Genomic DNA, 15,491 nt, shown 5'->3' with positions numbered 1-15,491 from the left:
CCGGGGACGACCCATCCGCCGGACGGTGGGCTCCGAACCCATCGACGACGCACCTGCTCGGGTGCGGAGAGCGGGAGGAGGGGCACGTGCGACGACGCGACGACTGGCGCCGTGCTCTGCTGACCGCTGCGGCCGGGGCCGGCCTCTGGGCGGGTGCCGCGGCGCTGGCCGCGCCGGCCCAGGCCGCCGACGAGCCGCCCGCAAATGAGGTGCTCCCGGTGACGCAGGTCGTGGACCTGGTCGGCGGGTCGCTGGGCGGCGTGGTCGACGCGGTCGACGCGCTCGTCCCGGTCGCGCCGGCCGTCGAGGCGGTGGCTCCGGTGACGGGACCTGCTCCCGCCGTGCTCGAGCCGGTCGCCTCCGTCGTCGCGCCCGTGACGACCGCCGTCGGCGCCCTCTCGGCGCCCGTGACGGCACCGGTCGCGCAGGCCGTCACGCCGGTGACCACGCCCGTGCTGGACGCGGTGGCGCCCGTGACCGCGCCCGTCCTCGACACGCTGGCACCCGTGACGACCCCGGTCGTCGAGGCCGTCGTGCCCGCGCTCGCGCCGGTCCGTGACTCCCTCGCCGCCGTGACCGCGCCGCTGGCTCCGGTCACGGCCGGCCTGGCGTCCGTCGTCGGCGGGCCGCTGACGCCGGTCGTCGGCGCCGTCGCCCCGAGCACGCTGCCGGGTCGCGACGTGGCCGTCCCGTCGACGCCCGCGACCGAGGCACCGGCCGCGGGGCCTGACACGGCCCTGCCCTCCGAGGCCGGTCGCACGGCGGGTCCGATCTCCGCCGGAACCCGCACGGACGGGCCCCGCTCGTCCGCCCCGGCGCCGGACGCCCCGGCGTCGCTGTCGGCCGTCGCTCTGCCGTCGGGCACCCCGGGGCAGACGCCGCCGTCCGCGCCCGTCGCCCCGCTGCCCGCCGCGCCGTCGACGGCCGCCGGCGGATCCACGAGCTCCTCGGCCGGCCAGGCCGAGGTCGCGGCGCCCACGGGCGCCGCCCCCGTGCCGACGCTGACGGCGCTCGGCACGCGCACGGCCGGCGACGACGTCGTCCCGGCCGGCCTCGCGTCGCGCCCCGGCGCCCGGCCCGACTGACCCCTCCCCGCTCCGCGCACGACGCCGCCCGCACCCGCGGGCGTGCGGCGCCGCCCCACCACCGGTGCGGGCCGGCGACGCGGACCCACCCCGCGGTGGGTGCGCGACTCCCGGAACGTGGAAGGAACACCTGTCATGAGCACGAAGATCTGGACGCGGGCGCTCGGCGTCGCGGGTGTCACCGGCGGCCTGGTGCTGCTGTCCGCCGCCGCCTCACAGGCGTCCGACGGCCCCCTGAGCGGTCTGACCGACGGCCTCCTGGGCGGTGGCTCGTCCACCAGCCAGGACGCCACGTCGTCCGAGGGCGACGCGGCGGGTGAGGCCGCCGTGCAGGCGCCGATCACCCTCGGCGGTGCCGAGCTGGGCCTGTCGACGTCGTCGACGCGGTCCTCCGGCTCGACGACGACGGTCACCGACGGCGACGGCGGCTCGGTCTCGCAGTCGCGCGAACAGTCGTCGGCCGACGCGTCCAACCTCGGCGTCGACCTGGGGTCGGTGAGCATCGACCCCGCCGCCCTGCTGTCGGGCTCGACCTCCGGCGGCGCGACCAGCACGGACGGCGCCGCGTCGGGGTCGACGGCCTCGGACGGGTCGCTCGCGGGTCAGGTCACGGCGGCCGCGCCGATCGACCTCGACGGGCTGTCGATCACCGGCACCCACCAGCAGGCGAGCACGCAGGAGGAGGAGCGCACCGTGACCACCGACGACGGCGCGTCCAGCACGACCGGCTCGGCCTCCGAGCAGCAGTCCACCACCACGGGCGGTCTCGAGCTCGAGGGCGTCACGGCCGACCCGGCCGCGACCGTCGGCGGCCTGCTCACGGGCGGCACCCTGTCGTCCGACCAGGGCCGCACCGACGGCACGTCCACGGACGGTGCGGCGACGGGCGGCGTCGACGCATCGGCGCCGGTCACGGTCGGCGGCCTGACCGGCTGGATCGACGACGCCCGCAGCACGGAGCGCTCCACCTGGGCCGAGCGGACGGACGAGGACGGCGACACGACCGGTCGGGCCCACCGCTCGGCCGACACGAGCCGCACCGGAGCCGACCTGGGCACGGGCGCGGTGACCGCCGACCCGACGGCCACCCTGACCGGGGTCCTGTCCGGCCAGCGCACCACCTGGACCGGCACGACCGAGCGGTCGGAGAACGCCGGTCTGCTCCGCGGGGGTGCCGACCTGGCCGCCCCGGTCCACGCCGACGGCCCCTGGGCCGACGCGTGGAGCCAGCGCACGAGCGCCGAGGCGACCGACCGGTGGACCAGCACGGACGACGGCACCGCACGCTCCACGACGTGGAGCCGTGACGCGGACGCCTTCGCCCCGTCGTTCACCACGGGCCCGGTCGACGCGGACGTCCTCGCGTGGGCGTGGGGGCACCTCACCGGGCAGTCCTCCTCCCAGGACTGATCCGGTCCCGGTGACGCCGGCCTGACCGGCGCCACCGGAGCCCGCCAGGGGGCGGGCGGTCACGGCCACGACCTGACCGCCCGCCCTCGGTGCGTCGACGCTCCCGACGGTGCACGGCCTCGCTCCGACGCGCGGGTCCGCGTGACCCGACGTAGCGTGGCGCGTCCCCGACGCACACGGAGCGTGGTCCCGATCGTGACCGGTCCCCATCACCACGACGTCCTCGTGATCGGCGGCGGCAACGCCGGCATCTCGCTCGCGGCGAAGCTCCGCCGCGACGGCTGCCGCGACGTCGCGGTCGTCGAGCCGAAGGACGTCCACGAGTACCGCCCGCTGCTGTCCTACGTCGCCGGCGGCATGGCGACCCTCGACGACCTGCGACGACCGCAGGCCGACGCGATGCCGCCCGGGGTGCGGTGGTACCAGGACGCGGTCACGGCGATCGACCCCGCACGGTCGGCGGTCCGCCTCGCGAGCGGCGGCGAGCTCACGTACACCGACCTCGCGGTGTGCCCCGGTTCGCAGGTGGACTGGGACGCGATCCCAGGCGCGCTGGACGCGGTGCGCGCCGGGTCCGCGTCGACGAGCTACCTGCCGGAGCACGCACCGGCGGCCTGGGAGCTGCTGTCGTCGCTCACGTCGGGGACGGCCGTGTTCGCGATCTCCGACCGTCACGTCCCGTGCGCCCCGGTCGGCCTCAAGCCGCTCTTCCTGGCCGCCGACAACTGGCGCCGGGCGGGGGTCCTCGACGAGATCCGGGTCGAGCTGCTGCTCGAGGGCGACCGGCTGGTCGACCTCCCGAAGTCCGACCGTGAGCTGCGAGCGGCGGCGGCCGAGTACGGCGTGCACGTCCGGACGTCGATCGCGGTCGAGCACGTCGACGGGACCGCCCGGCGCCTCCGGCTCCGGACCCCCGGCGGCACCGACGACCTCGCGTACGACGCCCTGTTCCTCGCGCCACCGCACCGCGCGCCGCAGTGGCTGGCGTCGAGCGGGCTGACCTCGTCGAGCAGCGACGGGTTCCTCGCGGTCGACCCGCGGACGCTGCAGCACCCCGACCACCCGACCGTGTGGGGTCTGGGCGACGCGGCCGAGGTCGACGCCCTCCCCTCGGGCGGTGCGCTGCGCAAGCAGGTCCCCGTCGTCGCGCACAACATCGCCGCGCGGCGGACGGGCACGACGATGCGGCACTACGACGGGTATTCGGTCGCCCCCGTGACGACGTCCCGCAGCCGGCTGCTGCTCGCGGAGTTCGACCGTCGAGGCCGACCCGAGCCGACCGTCCGGGTGCCGGACCTGGCGCGACCGCGCCGCAGCCTCCTGCTCTTCGACCGGTACCTCGAGCCGCCGATCTACTGGCGACGGCTCTTGCGCGGCAAGGTGTCCTGAGCGACGCCGGCGCCGGCTCTGGTGACCAACCCACTGCAGGCGCCCGTCGGGGCGGCTGAGGCTAGCTCGACGCCATGCCCGGCCCCCAAGCTGCGAGGTCCACATGCCTGCCCTCCCCGACGACGACGCACCGATCTTGGAGGCGCTCCGTCGCGAACTGGAAATCGACCACCGAGCGCGGTACATCCTTCCGGCGGATACCCGGGCAGAGGTGCGGCCATCGTCTTGGCGCACCAGCATCCCGATGTCGTCGTCGACGAGTCGCTTCCCGTCGCCCGCACCACCAGCGTCAACGAGCTGCGCAACTGGTTCGGCGCCGCACAGCGCAGCATGGGCATCGAGCGTGGCCCGATGGCGAAGCCGCCGCCGCGACGACGGAGGGCGGATGGCGCGTTGCGCCCTGACGCAACCGCGCCGTAACCGTGCCGTAGCCCCGAGATCATCTGGACGGCGAACCCATGCCTCGGCGGGGCGAAGCCAGACGGCCACGGCCCCCCAGGCGTTACCCGAGGTGTCCGTGGCCGTTCAGGCGGGACGAGTCGCTGCTACTTGAACGCGAGGTAGATACAGGCGGACACGATCCCGCTGTTGAAGCCGAGGGCCGCTACGGCGCACGCGATGCAGCCCGCGCCAGCGGTGAACGCGCACACGACACCGCACGCGGAGCCGATGAGGACCCCGACCCACGCCGGGATGCCTGCATCCGAGAGACACTGCTTCAGCTTGTTGAGCGAGAACCCGGCCTGCTGGACGCCACTGGTCGGGGGGTCGAGCGACGGGTCGTGGACCTGCACGTCGCTCACCAGCACACCGTCCTGCCAGACGCGCAGGCTGGCGTGGGACTGGTCGTTGACCTGAGCGACCAGCTCCGTCGTCGTGGCTGTCTTCGTCTTCGCGTCCCACACGTAGCCGACCTTCGTCAGCTCTGCCAGGTTCGTTCCGGCCAGCGGCACGATGATGTAGGTCTGGTTACCGACAGTCGTGACGGTTGCCTCGTCGAAGTTCTGGGCGAGGCCGGACTTCGGGACGTACCCCGACGTCTGGGCCGCCTTGATGAACTTGGCCTCGCGGGCGCCGGTCACCACCACCTGGTCGTCCTGGACTTGCTCGATGGTCGTCGCTGCGCGCTTGGAGGCAGCGATCTGCTCGGGAGAACCGACCGTCACCTCGGTCTTGGACACAGCCGTGGTGATCGTGGGCTTCTTGCTCTCCGTGAGATTCAGCGCGGTCGGCACACCGGCGGTCGACACGGCGTTGGCGGCCTGGAGCGTGATGCCGACACCGACAGCGAACGCGACGACGAACGCTGTCGCGACCAGGAACCCCTTGCGTGAACGGCTGGACTTGTTCTGGTAGATCGCCGATCCGGCCGCCAGTCCGAACAGCACAATCGCGGCGAGGATCATGACGACCGCGAGGTCGTTGAAGATGATCGACAGCAGCAGCAGAGTCGTTCCGGCGAAGATCGGCACGACTGTGGTTGCCCGGGCGCGTGCATCCATTGAGATCCCCCTTGAAGTCGACAGATACGTCGTCGTCGCGGCCACACCGCCGAGACAGCAACACGCCCGTGGGCGTCGGCGGAACCCTATTGGCCCAGGTGAGGACGATGTCCAGTTTCGTCCTCCATGCTGAGACGGTCGTGTGGAGAGTGCTCGATCCGCGCTGCCTGCCGGAGCTGACGCGGATGCCGGCCGCGAGCTCGACGCAACGCAGGACGACTGAGTCGCCCCAACTACCCGCAGCACCTCACGTTGTCGCGGCGCGCCCATCACGGGTGGTTCGTTGCGCGAGGCTTGGTCTCCCCGGCTGGCCGATGCGCAGGTCGTAGACGTGATGTCAGTCGAGAAGTCTCACGTCGCGCTGTGCGCGCTCCGGCGCGCTCCGCCGCCTACGCGAACTGCGAACCCCGACAAGCGGCGAGCCGCGAAGCAGTCCCGCCACGACAGAACCCCGTCACGAAAGTCGCTCCGCCCAAACCAGCGGAACGGAGGACGGAGCCCGAAGGGTGGAGTCCGTAGTGGTGCTACATGTAGCCGCGCACCGGCTCCGGCCGGGCGGCATCGGCCCGCTCCGGGGCGTCGTCGTACCACCGGAAGCGGATGACGAGCGCCCGGGCGGCGCGCACGCGTGACAGCGCGACGAACGCCACGTAGCCGAGCGCCCCGCCGACGACGTTGAAGAGCAGGTCGTGCACGTCGGCGACGTGCCCCCCGCCCAGCAGGTGCGCCGTGACGACCTGCGTGACCTCGATCCCCAGGCTCACGACGGCCGCCGCCGCCGCCGCGCGCCACCACGTCACCCGAGCCACGACCAGCGGCATGAGGAACCCGAGCGGCACGAACACGAGGATGTTCATGACCGCGTCGGCGACCTCGTACGGCGTCCACGGCACGACGACGACGCTGCTGGTCCAGGGCGCGCTGCTCACCGGCTTGTCGAGGTAGATCGGGAAGACCGTGTTCGCGACGACCCCGGCGGCGTAGATGCACAGCACGACCGCGACGGCGGCACGCGGGACCGAGAGCCGTCCGCGGCGGACCAGCGACCGCAGCAGCACCGCGAGGACTGCCGCGGCGAGGGGGACGACGACCGCGAGGACGGGGACCTGACAAAACACGCGTGACCTGTTCTGTACGACGACGCTCCGGCACGTCGAGGGAGTCGACGGCACCCCGCCACAGTGCCAGCCGGCGCGTCGCAGGTCATCCGCCCGTGGTCGGACCTGGGTCGGGTGCGTGTCGGGTGCGGGTCGGTCGTGAGCCCGCCGCGAGCGCGTCGGGGAGAGGGGCGGGGTGCCGGTGGCGTGCCGAGAGGGGGGTGGCACGCCACCGGCGCTCGGGCGGTCCGCGGTTGACGCGACCGTCGGCCCACCCGCCCGGACCCGGCGGACTCGCCGTCGGGTCCGTCTGCGAATGTAGCGATCCGGACATCTCCTGCCCAGGGGTGCAGCGACCCTCCCCGACGTCCGCCGTGCCGAGAGGCCTGTCCGGGCCGTCGGGGCGGTGAGGCTCGGTCGGCGGTCGGACCCGGTCGGCGCGGTCGGACCCGGTCGGCGCGGTCAGGCCGTGTCAGGACGGTCGGCCCGGCTCACTCGGTGCGGCGTCGGGCGCGGTCGGTGCCGGCGTCCCCGACGTCGCCCGCGACGCGGCCGCGGCCGCGGCCGCGCGCTCGGTCAGCAGCCGACGCTCGCGGGGGGTGGGCGCGATCGTGGCGGCGTGCTCGAGCTCGTCGGCGGCCTCGTCGTGCCGGCCGAGCCGCGTGAGCACGTCGGCGCGCACGGCGCCGAGCAGGTGGTAGCGCGCGAGGCGCGGGTCGTCGCGGATCGCGTCGACGGCCGCGAGCGCGGCCTCGGGCCCGTCGGCGTGCAGCACGGCGACGGCGCGGTTGAGGTCGACGACGGGCGACGGCGCGAGCTGGGCCAGCGCGTCGTACAGCGCGACGACCGCCTCCCAGTCGGTGTCCTCGAACCGCGCGGCGCGGCTGTGGCACGCGGCGATCGCGGCCTGCAGCGTGTACGGGCCGAGCGGCCGGCCGAGCGTCGTCGCGCGGTCGAGCGCCGCGAGCCCGTGCATGACGAGCGTGCGGTCCCAGCGCGTGCGGTCCTGATCGGCGAGCAGCACCGGCTCGCCCGACGCGTCCGTGCGCGCGTCGAACCGCGACGCCTGGAGCTCCATCAGGGCGACGAGCCCGTGCACCTCGGGCTCGCGCGGCAGCAGGCCGGTGAGCGCCCGGCCCAGCCGCATCGCCTCCGCCGCGAGGTCGCGCCGCACCCACGTGTCGCCGCTGGTCGCGGAGTGCCCCTCCGTGAAGACGAGGTAGACGACCTCCAGCACCGACGCGAGCCGCGACGGCAGCTCGTCGGCCTGCGGCACCTCGAACGGCACGTGCGCCTCGGCGAGCGTGCGCTTCGCGCGGGAGATCCGCTGCCCGATCGTCGGCGACGGCACCAGGAACGCACGCGCGACCTCGTCGGTCGTGAGCCCGCAGAACAACCGCAGCGTGAGCGCGACCCGCGACTCGCGCGGCAGGACCGGGTGGCACGTGAGGAGCACGAGCGCGAGCAGGTCGTCGTCGACCGGCCGGTCCACGACCGCGTCGGCGCCGGGCTCGTACCGCCCGTCCACGGCCGCGAGCGCGTACTTCGCGTCCCGCGTCTGCTCGCGCCGGATCACGTCGACCGCGCGCCGCCGCGCCGCCGTCATGAGCCATGCGCCCGGCCGGTCCGGGACGCCGTCGCGCGGCCACTGCTCGAGCGCCTGGACGAACGCGTCCTGCGCGAGCTCCTCCGCGAGCCCGACGTCCCGGACCAGACGGGTCAGCGAGGCGACGAGCCGCGGCGACTCGATGCGCCAGACGGCCTCGACCGTGCGCCGCGAGTCGGTCATCGTCGCATCCCGTCGCCCTCGTCGCCTCGTCTCCCGGCGTCAGCCGTGCTGCGCCTTGATCTGCTCGGCGAGCTTCTCCTCCGCCGCCGCGACCTCCGGCGTGTACGCGTCGCCGAAGTCCTCGATCGACGCGATCGGACGGATCTCCAGGACCGCGCGCGGGCCGGACTGGTTCGCGGGGCAGCGCTTGGCCCACTCGACGGCCTCCTCGAGCGAGGACACCTCCCAGATCCAGTACCCCGCGATGAGCTCCTTCGCCTCGACGAACGGGCCGTCGACGACCGACGTCGTCCCGCCCTCGAACACGACGCGCGCGCCGCGCGCGCTCGGCAGCAGCCCCTCGCCGCCGAGCATGATCCCCGCCTGGACCAGCTCCTCGTTGTAGCGGCCCATCTGCTCGAACATCTCGGTGGTCGGCTCGATCTTCGCCTCGTCGGCGCCCGCACCCTCGATCATCACCAGGACCTTCATGACCGTCCTCCTCCTCGTGGTGGTCCGCCCGACGCTAGTGCCGGAGCGGCTCTCACTCCCCTCGTCGAACGGCCCGGACGTTCTTCGACACGCCCTCCCGACGAGTTTCCGGACGGGTCTGCCGAGGCCACCGCACGACCCCGATGAGGGCGCCGACGGCGAGGCCCAGCCCGTGGCCGTCGAGCACGACGGTGAGCGCGACGGCGACGACGCCCGCGAGCGCCGCGGCGGCCGGGAGCGCGACGCGGCCGCCGCGGTGGCGCAGGTCGGCGACGAGCAGCGCGACGACGACGCTCGCGACCGGGCCCGCCACGAGGTAGCCGGGGCCGATGCCCGTGAGCAGGACGTACGGGACCCAGAACGTCGCGTAGACGAACGGCAGCAGGGGTGGTCTCGCGCGCTCGCGCCACGCGCGGACCAGCAGCAGCCCGACGAGCCCGCCCACGGCGTCGGAGGTGCCCGCCTCGACGAGGGTCGGGTCGGCGACCGTGAGGACGACCGCCGCGACGAGCCCGCCGCCGAGCGCCGCGGCCAGCCACCACGCGGTCCCCCACCGCCGCTCGACGGCCCACCCGACGAGCACCAGACCGGCGAGGTTGAACGCGTACTGCCCCCACCACGTCTGCACGAGCATCGACGAAACGAGCCGCCACCACTCGCCGTCCGCGACGAGCGCGGGGTCGCGGGTCAGCGCGTCGTGCACGTCCGGGAACAACAGCCCGACGACGCCGAGCACCGCGACCAGGACCGCCGCGACGAGGGTCGCCCACGGTCGCCGTGCCCCCCAGTCGCGCTCGGCGGGCGGTCGTGGGTCGGGCGGCGCGGGCGGGTCCGACGGCGGCAGGGTCACCGCCGGGGGACGCCGCGGCGGATGCGGTCGGTGAGCGCCTCGTAGGTCGATCCCGGACCCTCCCAGCGCGACTCGACGAACCACGTCGCGCCGGCCTCGGCGAGCGCGTCCGCGTGGTCCTGGGCCTCGGCCGGGTCCTCGGGCAGCACGCCCTGCAGGACGATGTCGAACGGTCCGGCGTCGGGTGCCCGGTGCTCGCGCACCCAGGCGGCGATCTCGGCGACGTGCTCCGGGCCGAGGTTCTCCATCGCGCGGTCGCCGCGCAGCTGCGGGACGACGCCGTCGTAGCGCAGCGCGCGTCCCATCGACCGGTCGCTCGGGAACGCCCCGACGACCCAGATCGGCACGCGCGGTCGCTGGACGGGCCGGGTGCTGATGCGCAGGTCCTCGACCTTGTGGTGGTGGCCGTCGTAGGAGAACGTCTCGCCGCGGAAGGCCAGGTCCAGGATCGCGAGGTGGTCGTCGAGCAGCTCGGCGCGCTCGCGCGTGCTCGTGAGCTCCCCGGACACGCCAACGAAGCCGCGGTCGATCGGCACGCCCAGCCCCGCGGGGATCACGAGGCGGCCGTTCGACAGGTGGTCGACGGTCACCGCCTGGCGCGCGACGACCCACGGCCGGCGGCGCGGGAGCGCGAAGACGAGCGCGCCGAGCGTGATGCGCTGCGTGCGGACGGCGGCCGCGGCGAGCACCGCCCACGGGTCCCACACGTCGCCGTCGAGGCCGAGGTCGATCGCGTCCCACGTGAAGAAGCCGTCCCAGCCCGACTCCTCGGCGTCGACCGCCATGCCGAGCACCTGCTCCGTCGTGCCGAACGTGCCGACGATGCCGAACTTCATCGTTCCCCCTGTCGTCGCAGCCGATGCCGGCGACGCTACCGACGACCACCGACATCCCCCGGCCCGTCGCGGGACGGGCCAAAGGCCTTGGGCGTGTGGGTGGTCCGTCGGAGGATGGCCGCGTGACCGACGACGCCCACGCACCGGCGAGCCCGGCCCAGCCCGATCCCCGTGCTCCGCAGACGCCCCCCGACGTCGACGCGTCCGCGGACGACACCACCCCGCCCGACCGTCCCGGCTGGGTGCGCGACACCGTCGTCTTCCTGTCCGGCCAGACGGTCTCGCTCTTCGGCTCGATGCTCGTGCAGTACGCCGTGCTCTGGCACCTGACGCTCGAGACCCGCTCGGGTGCGGTCCTCGCGCTGTCGTCGGTGTTCGGCTTCCTGCCGCAGGCCGTCGTCTCGATCTTCGGCGGTGTCTGGGCGGACCGGCACAACCGCAAGCTGCTCGTCGTCGGCGCCGACGCGACGATCGCGGTCACGACGCTCGCCCTCGCGCTGCTCATGCTGTCCGGCCACGACGACCTGTGGCTCATCTACGCGGCGCTCGCGATCCGCTCGGCGGGTGCCGGCGTGCAGACCCCGGCGGTCGCCTCGCTGGTCCCCCAGATCGTCCCGACGCGCCACCTCATGCGCGTCAACGGCATCAACGCGACGATCCAGTCGGCGATGATGCTCGTCGCCCCGGCCGCGGCGGCCGCGGTCTACGCGAGCGCGGACATCGTCGCGGTGTTCCTCGTCGACGTGGTCACCGCGGTGATCGGCATCGGGATGCTGCTCCTGGTCCCGGTCGCGACGATCGTGCGGACGCAGGGCGACGACGGCCCGACGAGCTACTTCGGGGACCTCGTCGGCGGGCTGCGGTACATCGCGGGGCACGCGTTCGTCCGCTGGGTGCTCGTGCTGTTCGCGGTCGTGTTCGTGCTCATCGTCGCCCCGTCGTACATGACGCCGCTCATGGTGGCGCGCACCTTCGGGCCCGAGGTCTGGAAGCTGACCGCGAACGAGCTCGCGTTCAGCATCGGGATGCTCGTCGGCGGCGCGGTGGTCGCCGTGTGGGCGGCGAAGCGGAGCCGGGTCGGGCTCATCATCGGGTCGACGCTCGCGTTCGGCGGCATCTCGATCGGCCTCGGCGTCTCGACGAACCTGTGGGTGTTCCTCGGGTTCATGTTCCTGCTCGGGCTCGCTGTGCCGTTCTTCTCGACGCCGTCGACGACCGTCCTGCAGGAGACCGTCGAGCCGGAGATGCAGGGCCGCGTGTTCGGGTTCGTCGGGATCGTCATGGCCGTCGCGATGCCGCTGGGCATGGCGGTGTTCGGGCCGCTCGCCGACGTCGTCAGCGTCGAGCTGCTGCTGGTCCTCGCGGGCGTCGCGCTGTTCGTCGTCGTGGGCGTCGCGCTCGCGATGCCGTCGGGCCGACGCGCGGTCGAGGACGCCCGACGTCAGTCGGCGGCCACCGAGAAGGACGCGGTGACGACGGACGCGTGACTGCCGCCGGCGTGACCGCCGCGTGAGAGGGACGCCGCTCGCCGGCGGGTCTCAGGAGGTCCGCGCGACCGGCTGGCGCAGGATCGTGCGCAGCCTCTCCGGCGCGGTGCGGCGCGCGTCGCCGAGGTAGATCTCGTGGTGCTTGCCCGTCAGACGCAAGCCCTGCGCGGGCACGAACTCGTGGTGCAGCGCGTCGAGCACGGGCCCCTCGGCGTCGTACGGGCCGACGTGCAGCGTCTGGACGCACAGCCCCTCGTCGAGCCGTTCGAGCCGGACCTCGTCGAGCCGCGGCGCACCGCCCTTGCGCGCGACGGTCCCCCGCGCGGTCTCGACGTGCTCGGCGGTCAGCCAGTCGGGCGTGAGGACCAGCAGCGTCCAGTCCCAGCGCGACTTGTCGCGCGCGCTCGTGAACGACTCCATGTCGGCCGACCACCACAGCCCCTCGAGCGGCATGACGGTGTAGTCGCGGCCGAGCTGCGTCTTGCTGAGGAACTTCAGCGCGTACGCGAGCGGGTACAGCGACGACACGGCCGCGGTGTACGCGGGTGCGGTGTTCGGGTCGCCGTGGCCGTCGATCGCGAGGTACGTGAGCGGGGGGACCTCGACGACGTCGAACCGGCCGCGCCGGGCCGTGTACGTCGGGATCTCCTTCTTGAGGTCGACCTTCCCGGCCGCCGGCCCGTCGCCCATCCGTCCTCCGTCGCCTCGATCACCGTCCGTCCAGCATCGTGCCAGGTCGCGACGCGTCGGCGGCCGGGCGCTGCGCGGGACGACGCAGCGGGCGCCCGACGCCGGCGGACCGGTCGAGCGGTCGGGCGTGCACGCCGCGACGATCGGGATGCGGGACCGGTCCCGCTGCCGCAGGCTGAGGCCCCGCCCGCTGCTCCCCTCCCGGAGGTCCCGTGCCGACTGCCCTGCCGCCCGTCCGCGGAGTCGCCCTCGACGACGCCGTCACGCAGGTGCTCGGACCGGACGCGACGCTGCGCGACGCGCAGGCCGACGCGCTGCGGGGGCTCGCCGAGCGGGACACGCTGCTCGTCGCCCGGACCGGTGCGGGCAAGTCCGCGGTGTACGCGATCACGACGCTGGTCGCCGCGCGGCTCACCCTCGTCGTCTCACCCCTCGTCGCGCTGCAGCGCGACCAGGCGCAGTCGCTGCGGGAGGTCGGCCTGCGGGCGGCGACGGTGAGCTCGGCGGTGTCGCGCGCCCGTCAGGCGCAGGCGCTCGACGACGCGGCGCACGGGCGGCTCGACGTGCTGCTCCTCGCACCCGAGCAGCTGCACCGCGGGCCCGTGGTCGAGGCGCTGCGGGACGCCGACGTCGGACTGGTGGTCGTCGACGAGGCGCACTGCGTGAGCGAGTGGGGTCACGACTTCCGGCCCGACTACCTGCACGTCGCGTCGGCGGTGCGCGCGCTGGGCGGACCGCGCGTGCTCGCGATGACGGCGACCGCGTCGGCGCACGCGCGCGACGAGATCGTCGAGCGGCTGGGCCTGCACGACCCGCGCGTGCTCGTGCACGACGCCGACCGCCCGAACATCTGGCTCGGTGCGGTCCCCGCGTCGACACCGGCCGACCGCGACGCACGCGTCGTCGACGAGGTCCTCGCCACGGACGGTGCGGTCGTCGTGTACGCGCGCACCCGGTCGCACACCGAGGAGCTCGCCGAGCTCCTGGACCGCGCCGGACGGCCCGCGCTCGTCTACCACGCGGGCCTCCCGGCGAAGGAGCGGGCGCGCGTGCAGGACACGTTCCTCGACGGGCGGCACGACACGGTCGTCGCGACGAGCGCGTTCGGCATGGGCGTCGACCGGGCCGACGTGCGGGCCGTCGTGCACGCGGGTCCGCCGCCGTCGCTCGACGCGTACTACCAGGAGGTGGGCCGGGCGGGACGCGACGAGGAGCCCGCGCGGGCGGTCGTCGTGCACCGGCCCGACGACACCGCGCTCAACCGGTTCCTGCGCAGCGGCGGCGGTGCCAAGCCCGGCACGCTGCGTGCGGTGCTCGCGGCCACGTCGGACGGCCCGGCGGACCGGGCGACCGTCGCCGAGCGCTCGGGTCTGGGCGCCCGGACGGTGTCGCGTGCGCTCGCCGAGCTCGCCGCGGCCGGTGCGGTACGTGACGAGGACGGGCTCTGGACCGCGACGGGCACGTCCGCGGGCGAGGCCGTGGCCGCCGTCACCGAGGCCCGCGAGCGCCGCGCGACCCTCGACGCGTCGCGCGTCGAGCTCGTCCGGACGTACACGGACACGACCGACTGCCGCCGGCGCCTGCTGCTCGAGCTGCTGGGCGAGGTGCGCCCCGACCCGTGCGGCGCGTGCGACTCGTGCGACCGCGGGACGAGCGCACCGGCCCGCTCGACGGGCGTCCGTCCGGGGCAGGCGGTGCGGCACGAGCGGTTCGGCGACGGCACCGTCTCGGTCGTCGAGGCGGACCGGCTCACGGTCCTGTTCGAGGAGCACGGGTACGTGACGCTCGACGCCGCGGTGGCGCTCGACTCGGAGCTGCTGACCGTCCGCTGACGCCGTCGACCGCCCGCCTCGCGCTCGGTCGACGGCCCGCTGGCCCCGCGTCCGGCAGCGACCTCGGTGTCGGTCGTCTGACCTGCGTCGCGACCCCTCTTCCGCGACGCCCGCACCCCGGGTCATGATCGGCACGGGTGCCCGGTTCGTCCGGTGCGGCCCGCGGCACGTCCCGTCACACCGCACGACGCTCCACGCTCCCGCACCGGACGCCCGAGAAGAGGACGGACCATGACGACACCCGACACGATCGTGCTCGTGCACGGCTTGTGGATGACCCCGCGCTCCTGGGAGCACTGGGTCCCGTACTACGAGGCGAAGGGCTACCGGGTGCTCACGCCGGGGTACCCGGGCTTCGAGATCGAGGTCGAGGCGCTCCGCGAGAACCCCGAGATCATCGCCCGGCAGACCGTGCCGGAGGTCGTGGACCACCTGGCCGCCGTGATCGAAGGTCTGGACGCGCCCCCGATCATCATCGGCCACTCCTTCGGCGGGACGCTCACGCAGCTCCTGCTCGCGCGCGGCCTCGGCGCCGCGGGCGTCGTGATCGACTCGGCGCCGACCGAGGGCGTGCGCGTGACGCCGCCGTCGCAGCTCAAGTCGCTCAGTCCGGCGTTCACGAGCCTGCACAGGCGGCACGAGGCCGTCGCGTTCACCCCCGAGCAGTTCCACTACGCGTTCGCGAACACCCTCAGCCGGGAGGACTCCGACGCGGCGCACGCGCGGTACGCGATCGCGGCGCCGGGCGCGTGGATCTGGGCGTACGGGCTCATCGCGAACTACAAGCCGGGTCACCAGGAGACGTGGGTCGACTACGGCAAGGACCGCGCGCCGCTGCTGTTCATCGCGGGCGGCAAGGACCACATCATGCCCGCGTCGGTGAACCGCTCGAACGCCAAGCACTACGCGAAGTCCCCCGCGGTGACGGAGCTGTTCGAGTTCCCCGACCGCGACCACTGGACGTGCGCGGCGCCCGGCTGGGAGGCCGTCGCCGACAAGGCGCTCGACTGGGCGGTCGAGCACGCCCGCGCACGCGCCGACGCCTGAACCGCC

Annotated in this window: 13 protein-coding genes; 6 read left to right on the top strand and 7 right to left on the bottom strand. The window is 74.4% G+C overall.

The window, feature by feature from the left end:
- Positions 1–86 precede the first annotated feature (86 nt).
- The 3 genes from GXP71_RS17240 (at position 87) to GXP71_RS17230 (ending at position 3,884) form a co-directional block, all read left to right on the top strand.
- Entirely contained in the window at positions 87–1,085 is a 999-nt protein-coding gene (locus GXP71_RS17240; RefSeq protein ID WP_162353659.1) for a hypothetical protein, read from the top strand.
- Between the two features lie 135 nt (positions 1,086–1,220).
- Complete coding sequence (locus GXP71_RS17235; protein ID WP_162353658.1) at positions 1,221–2,495, top strand: hypothetical protein; 1,275 nt, start codon at positions 1,221–1,223, stop codon at positions 2,493–2,495.
- Between the two features lie 195 nt (positions 2,496–2,690).
- Positions 2,691–3,884, top strand: a complete 1,194-nt coding sequence (locus GXP71_RS17230; RefSeq protein ID WP_238402476.1) for an FAD/NAD(P)-binding oxidoreductase — start codon at positions 2,691–2,693, stop codon at positions 3,882–3,884.
- A 545-nt stretch (positions 3,885–4,429) separates the two neighbouring features.
- Here GXP71_RS17230 and GXP71_RS17225 read toward each other — a convergent pair.
- From GXP71_RS17225 to GXP71_RS17200, 6 genes are all read right to left on the bottom strand, one after another.
- Positions 4,430–5,386, bottom strand: a complete 957-nt coding sequence (locus GXP71_RS17225; protein WP_162353656.1) for a hypothetical protein — start codon at positions 5,384–5,386, stop codon at positions 4,430–4,432.
- Positions 5,387–5,910: 524 nt separating this feature from the next.
- The gene (locus GXP71_RS17220; RefSeq protein WP_162353655.1) at positions 5,911–6,504 is read right to left on the bottom strand and encodes a VanZ family protein; all 594 of its coding nucleotides are present in this window, start codon (positions 6,502–6,504) and stop codon (positions 5,911–5,913) included.
- Between the two features lie 451 nt (positions 6,505–6,955).
- A complete protein-coding gene (locus GXP71_RS17215) occupies positions 6,956–8,272 on the bottom strand; it encodes an RNA polymerase sigma factor (RefSeq protein WP_162353654.1) in 1,317 nt (438 codons plus the stop codon).
- Positions 8,273–8,311: 39 nt separating this feature from the next.
- Positions 8,312–8,743 (bottom strand): YciI family protein, encoded by a 432-nt coding sequence (locus GXP71_RS17210; RefSeq protein ID WP_162353653.1) that lies wholly within the window; start codon positions 8,741–8,743, stop codon positions 8,312–8,314.
- Positions 8,744–8,795: 52 nt separating this feature from the next.
- Positions 8,796–9,593, bottom strand: coding sequence for a rhomboid family intramembrane serine protease (locus GXP71_RS17205; protein ID WP_162353652.1), 798 nt, complete (start codon positions 9,591–9,593; stop codon positions 8,796–8,798).
- Positions 9,590–10,429 (bottom strand): LLM class flavin-dependent oxidoreductase, encoded by an 840-nt coding sequence (locus GXP71_RS17200; RefSeq protein ID WP_162353651.1) that lies wholly within the window; start codon positions 10,427–10,429, stop codon positions 9,590–9,592. The genes GXP71_RS17205 and GXP71_RS17200 overlap by 4 nt, the downstream gene beginning before the upstream one ends.
- Before the next feature lie 122 nt (positions 10,430–10,551).
- Here GXP71_RS17200 and GXP71_RS17195 point away from each other — a divergent pair, with 122 nt between their 5' ends.
- Positions 10,552–11,916: an MFS transporter gene (locus GXP71_RS17195; protein WP_162353650.1), complete on the top strand. Its 1,365-nt coding sequence runs from the start codon at positions 10,552–10,554 to the stop codon at positions 11,914–11,916.
- A 51-nt stretch (positions 11,917–11,967) separates the two neighbouring features.
- Here the strand turns inward: GXP71_RS17195 and GXP71_RS17190 are convergent, their stop codons facing one another.
- On the bottom strand, positions 11,968–12,606 hold the full coding sequence (locus GXP71_RS17190; protein WP_162353649.1) for a GyrI-like domain-containing protein: 639 nt from the start codon (positions 12,604–12,606) through the stop codon (positions 11,968–11,970).
- A 212-nt stretch (positions 12,607–12,818) separates the two neighbouring features.
- On the opposite strand from GXP71_RS17190, the gene GXP71_RS17185 reads away from it, so the two are divergent.
- Positions 12,819–14,438, top strand: a complete 1,620-nt coding sequence (locus GXP71_RS17185) for a RecQ family ATP-dependent DNA helicase (RefSeq protein ID WP_162353648.1) — start codon at positions 12,819–12,821, stop codon at positions 14,436–14,438.
- A gap of 231 nt (positions 14,439–14,669) precedes the next feature.
- A complete protein-coding gene (locus tag GXP71_RS17180) occupies positions 14,670–15,485 on the top strand; it encodes an alpha/beta hydrolase (RefSeq protein ID WP_162353647.1) in 816 nt (271 codons plus the stop codon).
- The last annotated feature ends 6 nt before the right edge of the window (positions 15,486–15,491 follow it).

The organism is Cellulomonas sp. H30R-01, assembly GCF_010119915.1.
GTDB classification, from domain to species: domain Bacteria; phylum Actinomycetota; class Actinomycetes; order Actinomycetales; family Cellulomonadaceae; genus Cellulomonas; species Cellulomonas algicola.
Note: the sequence above shows the minus strand (reverse complement) of the source record. Positions and strands in the feature narration are given on the sequence as shown.

Bases quoted from the DNA above. Each gene is read 5' to 3' on its own strand.
- GXP71_RS17235 (WP_162353658.1), top strand. From the start codon at position 1,221: ATGAGCACGAAGATCTGGACGCGGGCGCTCGGCGTCGCGGGTGTCACC.
- GXP71_RS17225 (WP_162353656.1), bottom strand. From the start codon at position 5,386: ATGGATGCACGCGCCCGGGCAACCACAGTCGTGCCGATCTTCGCCGGA.
- GXP71_RS17215 (WP_162353654.1), bottom strand. From the start codon at position 8,272: ATGACCGACTCGCGGCGCACGGTCGAGGCCGTCTGGCGCATCGAGTCG.
- GXP71_RS17210 (WP_162353653.1), bottom strand. From the start codon at position 8,743: ATGAAGGTCCTGGTGATGATCGAGGGTGCGGGCGCCGACGAGGCGAAG.
- GXP71_RS17200 (WP_162353651.1), bottom strand. From the start codon at position 10,429: ATGAAGTTCGGCATCGTCGGCACGTTCGGCACGACGGAGCAGGTGCTC.
- GXP71_RS17190 (WP_162353649.1), bottom strand. From the start codon at position 12,606: ATGGGCGACGGGCCGGCGGCCGGGAAGGTCGACCTCAAGAAGGAGATC.
- GXP71_RS17180 (WP_162353647.1), top strand. From the start codon at position 14,670: ATGACGACACCCGACACGATCGTGCTCGTGCACGGCTTGTGGATGACC.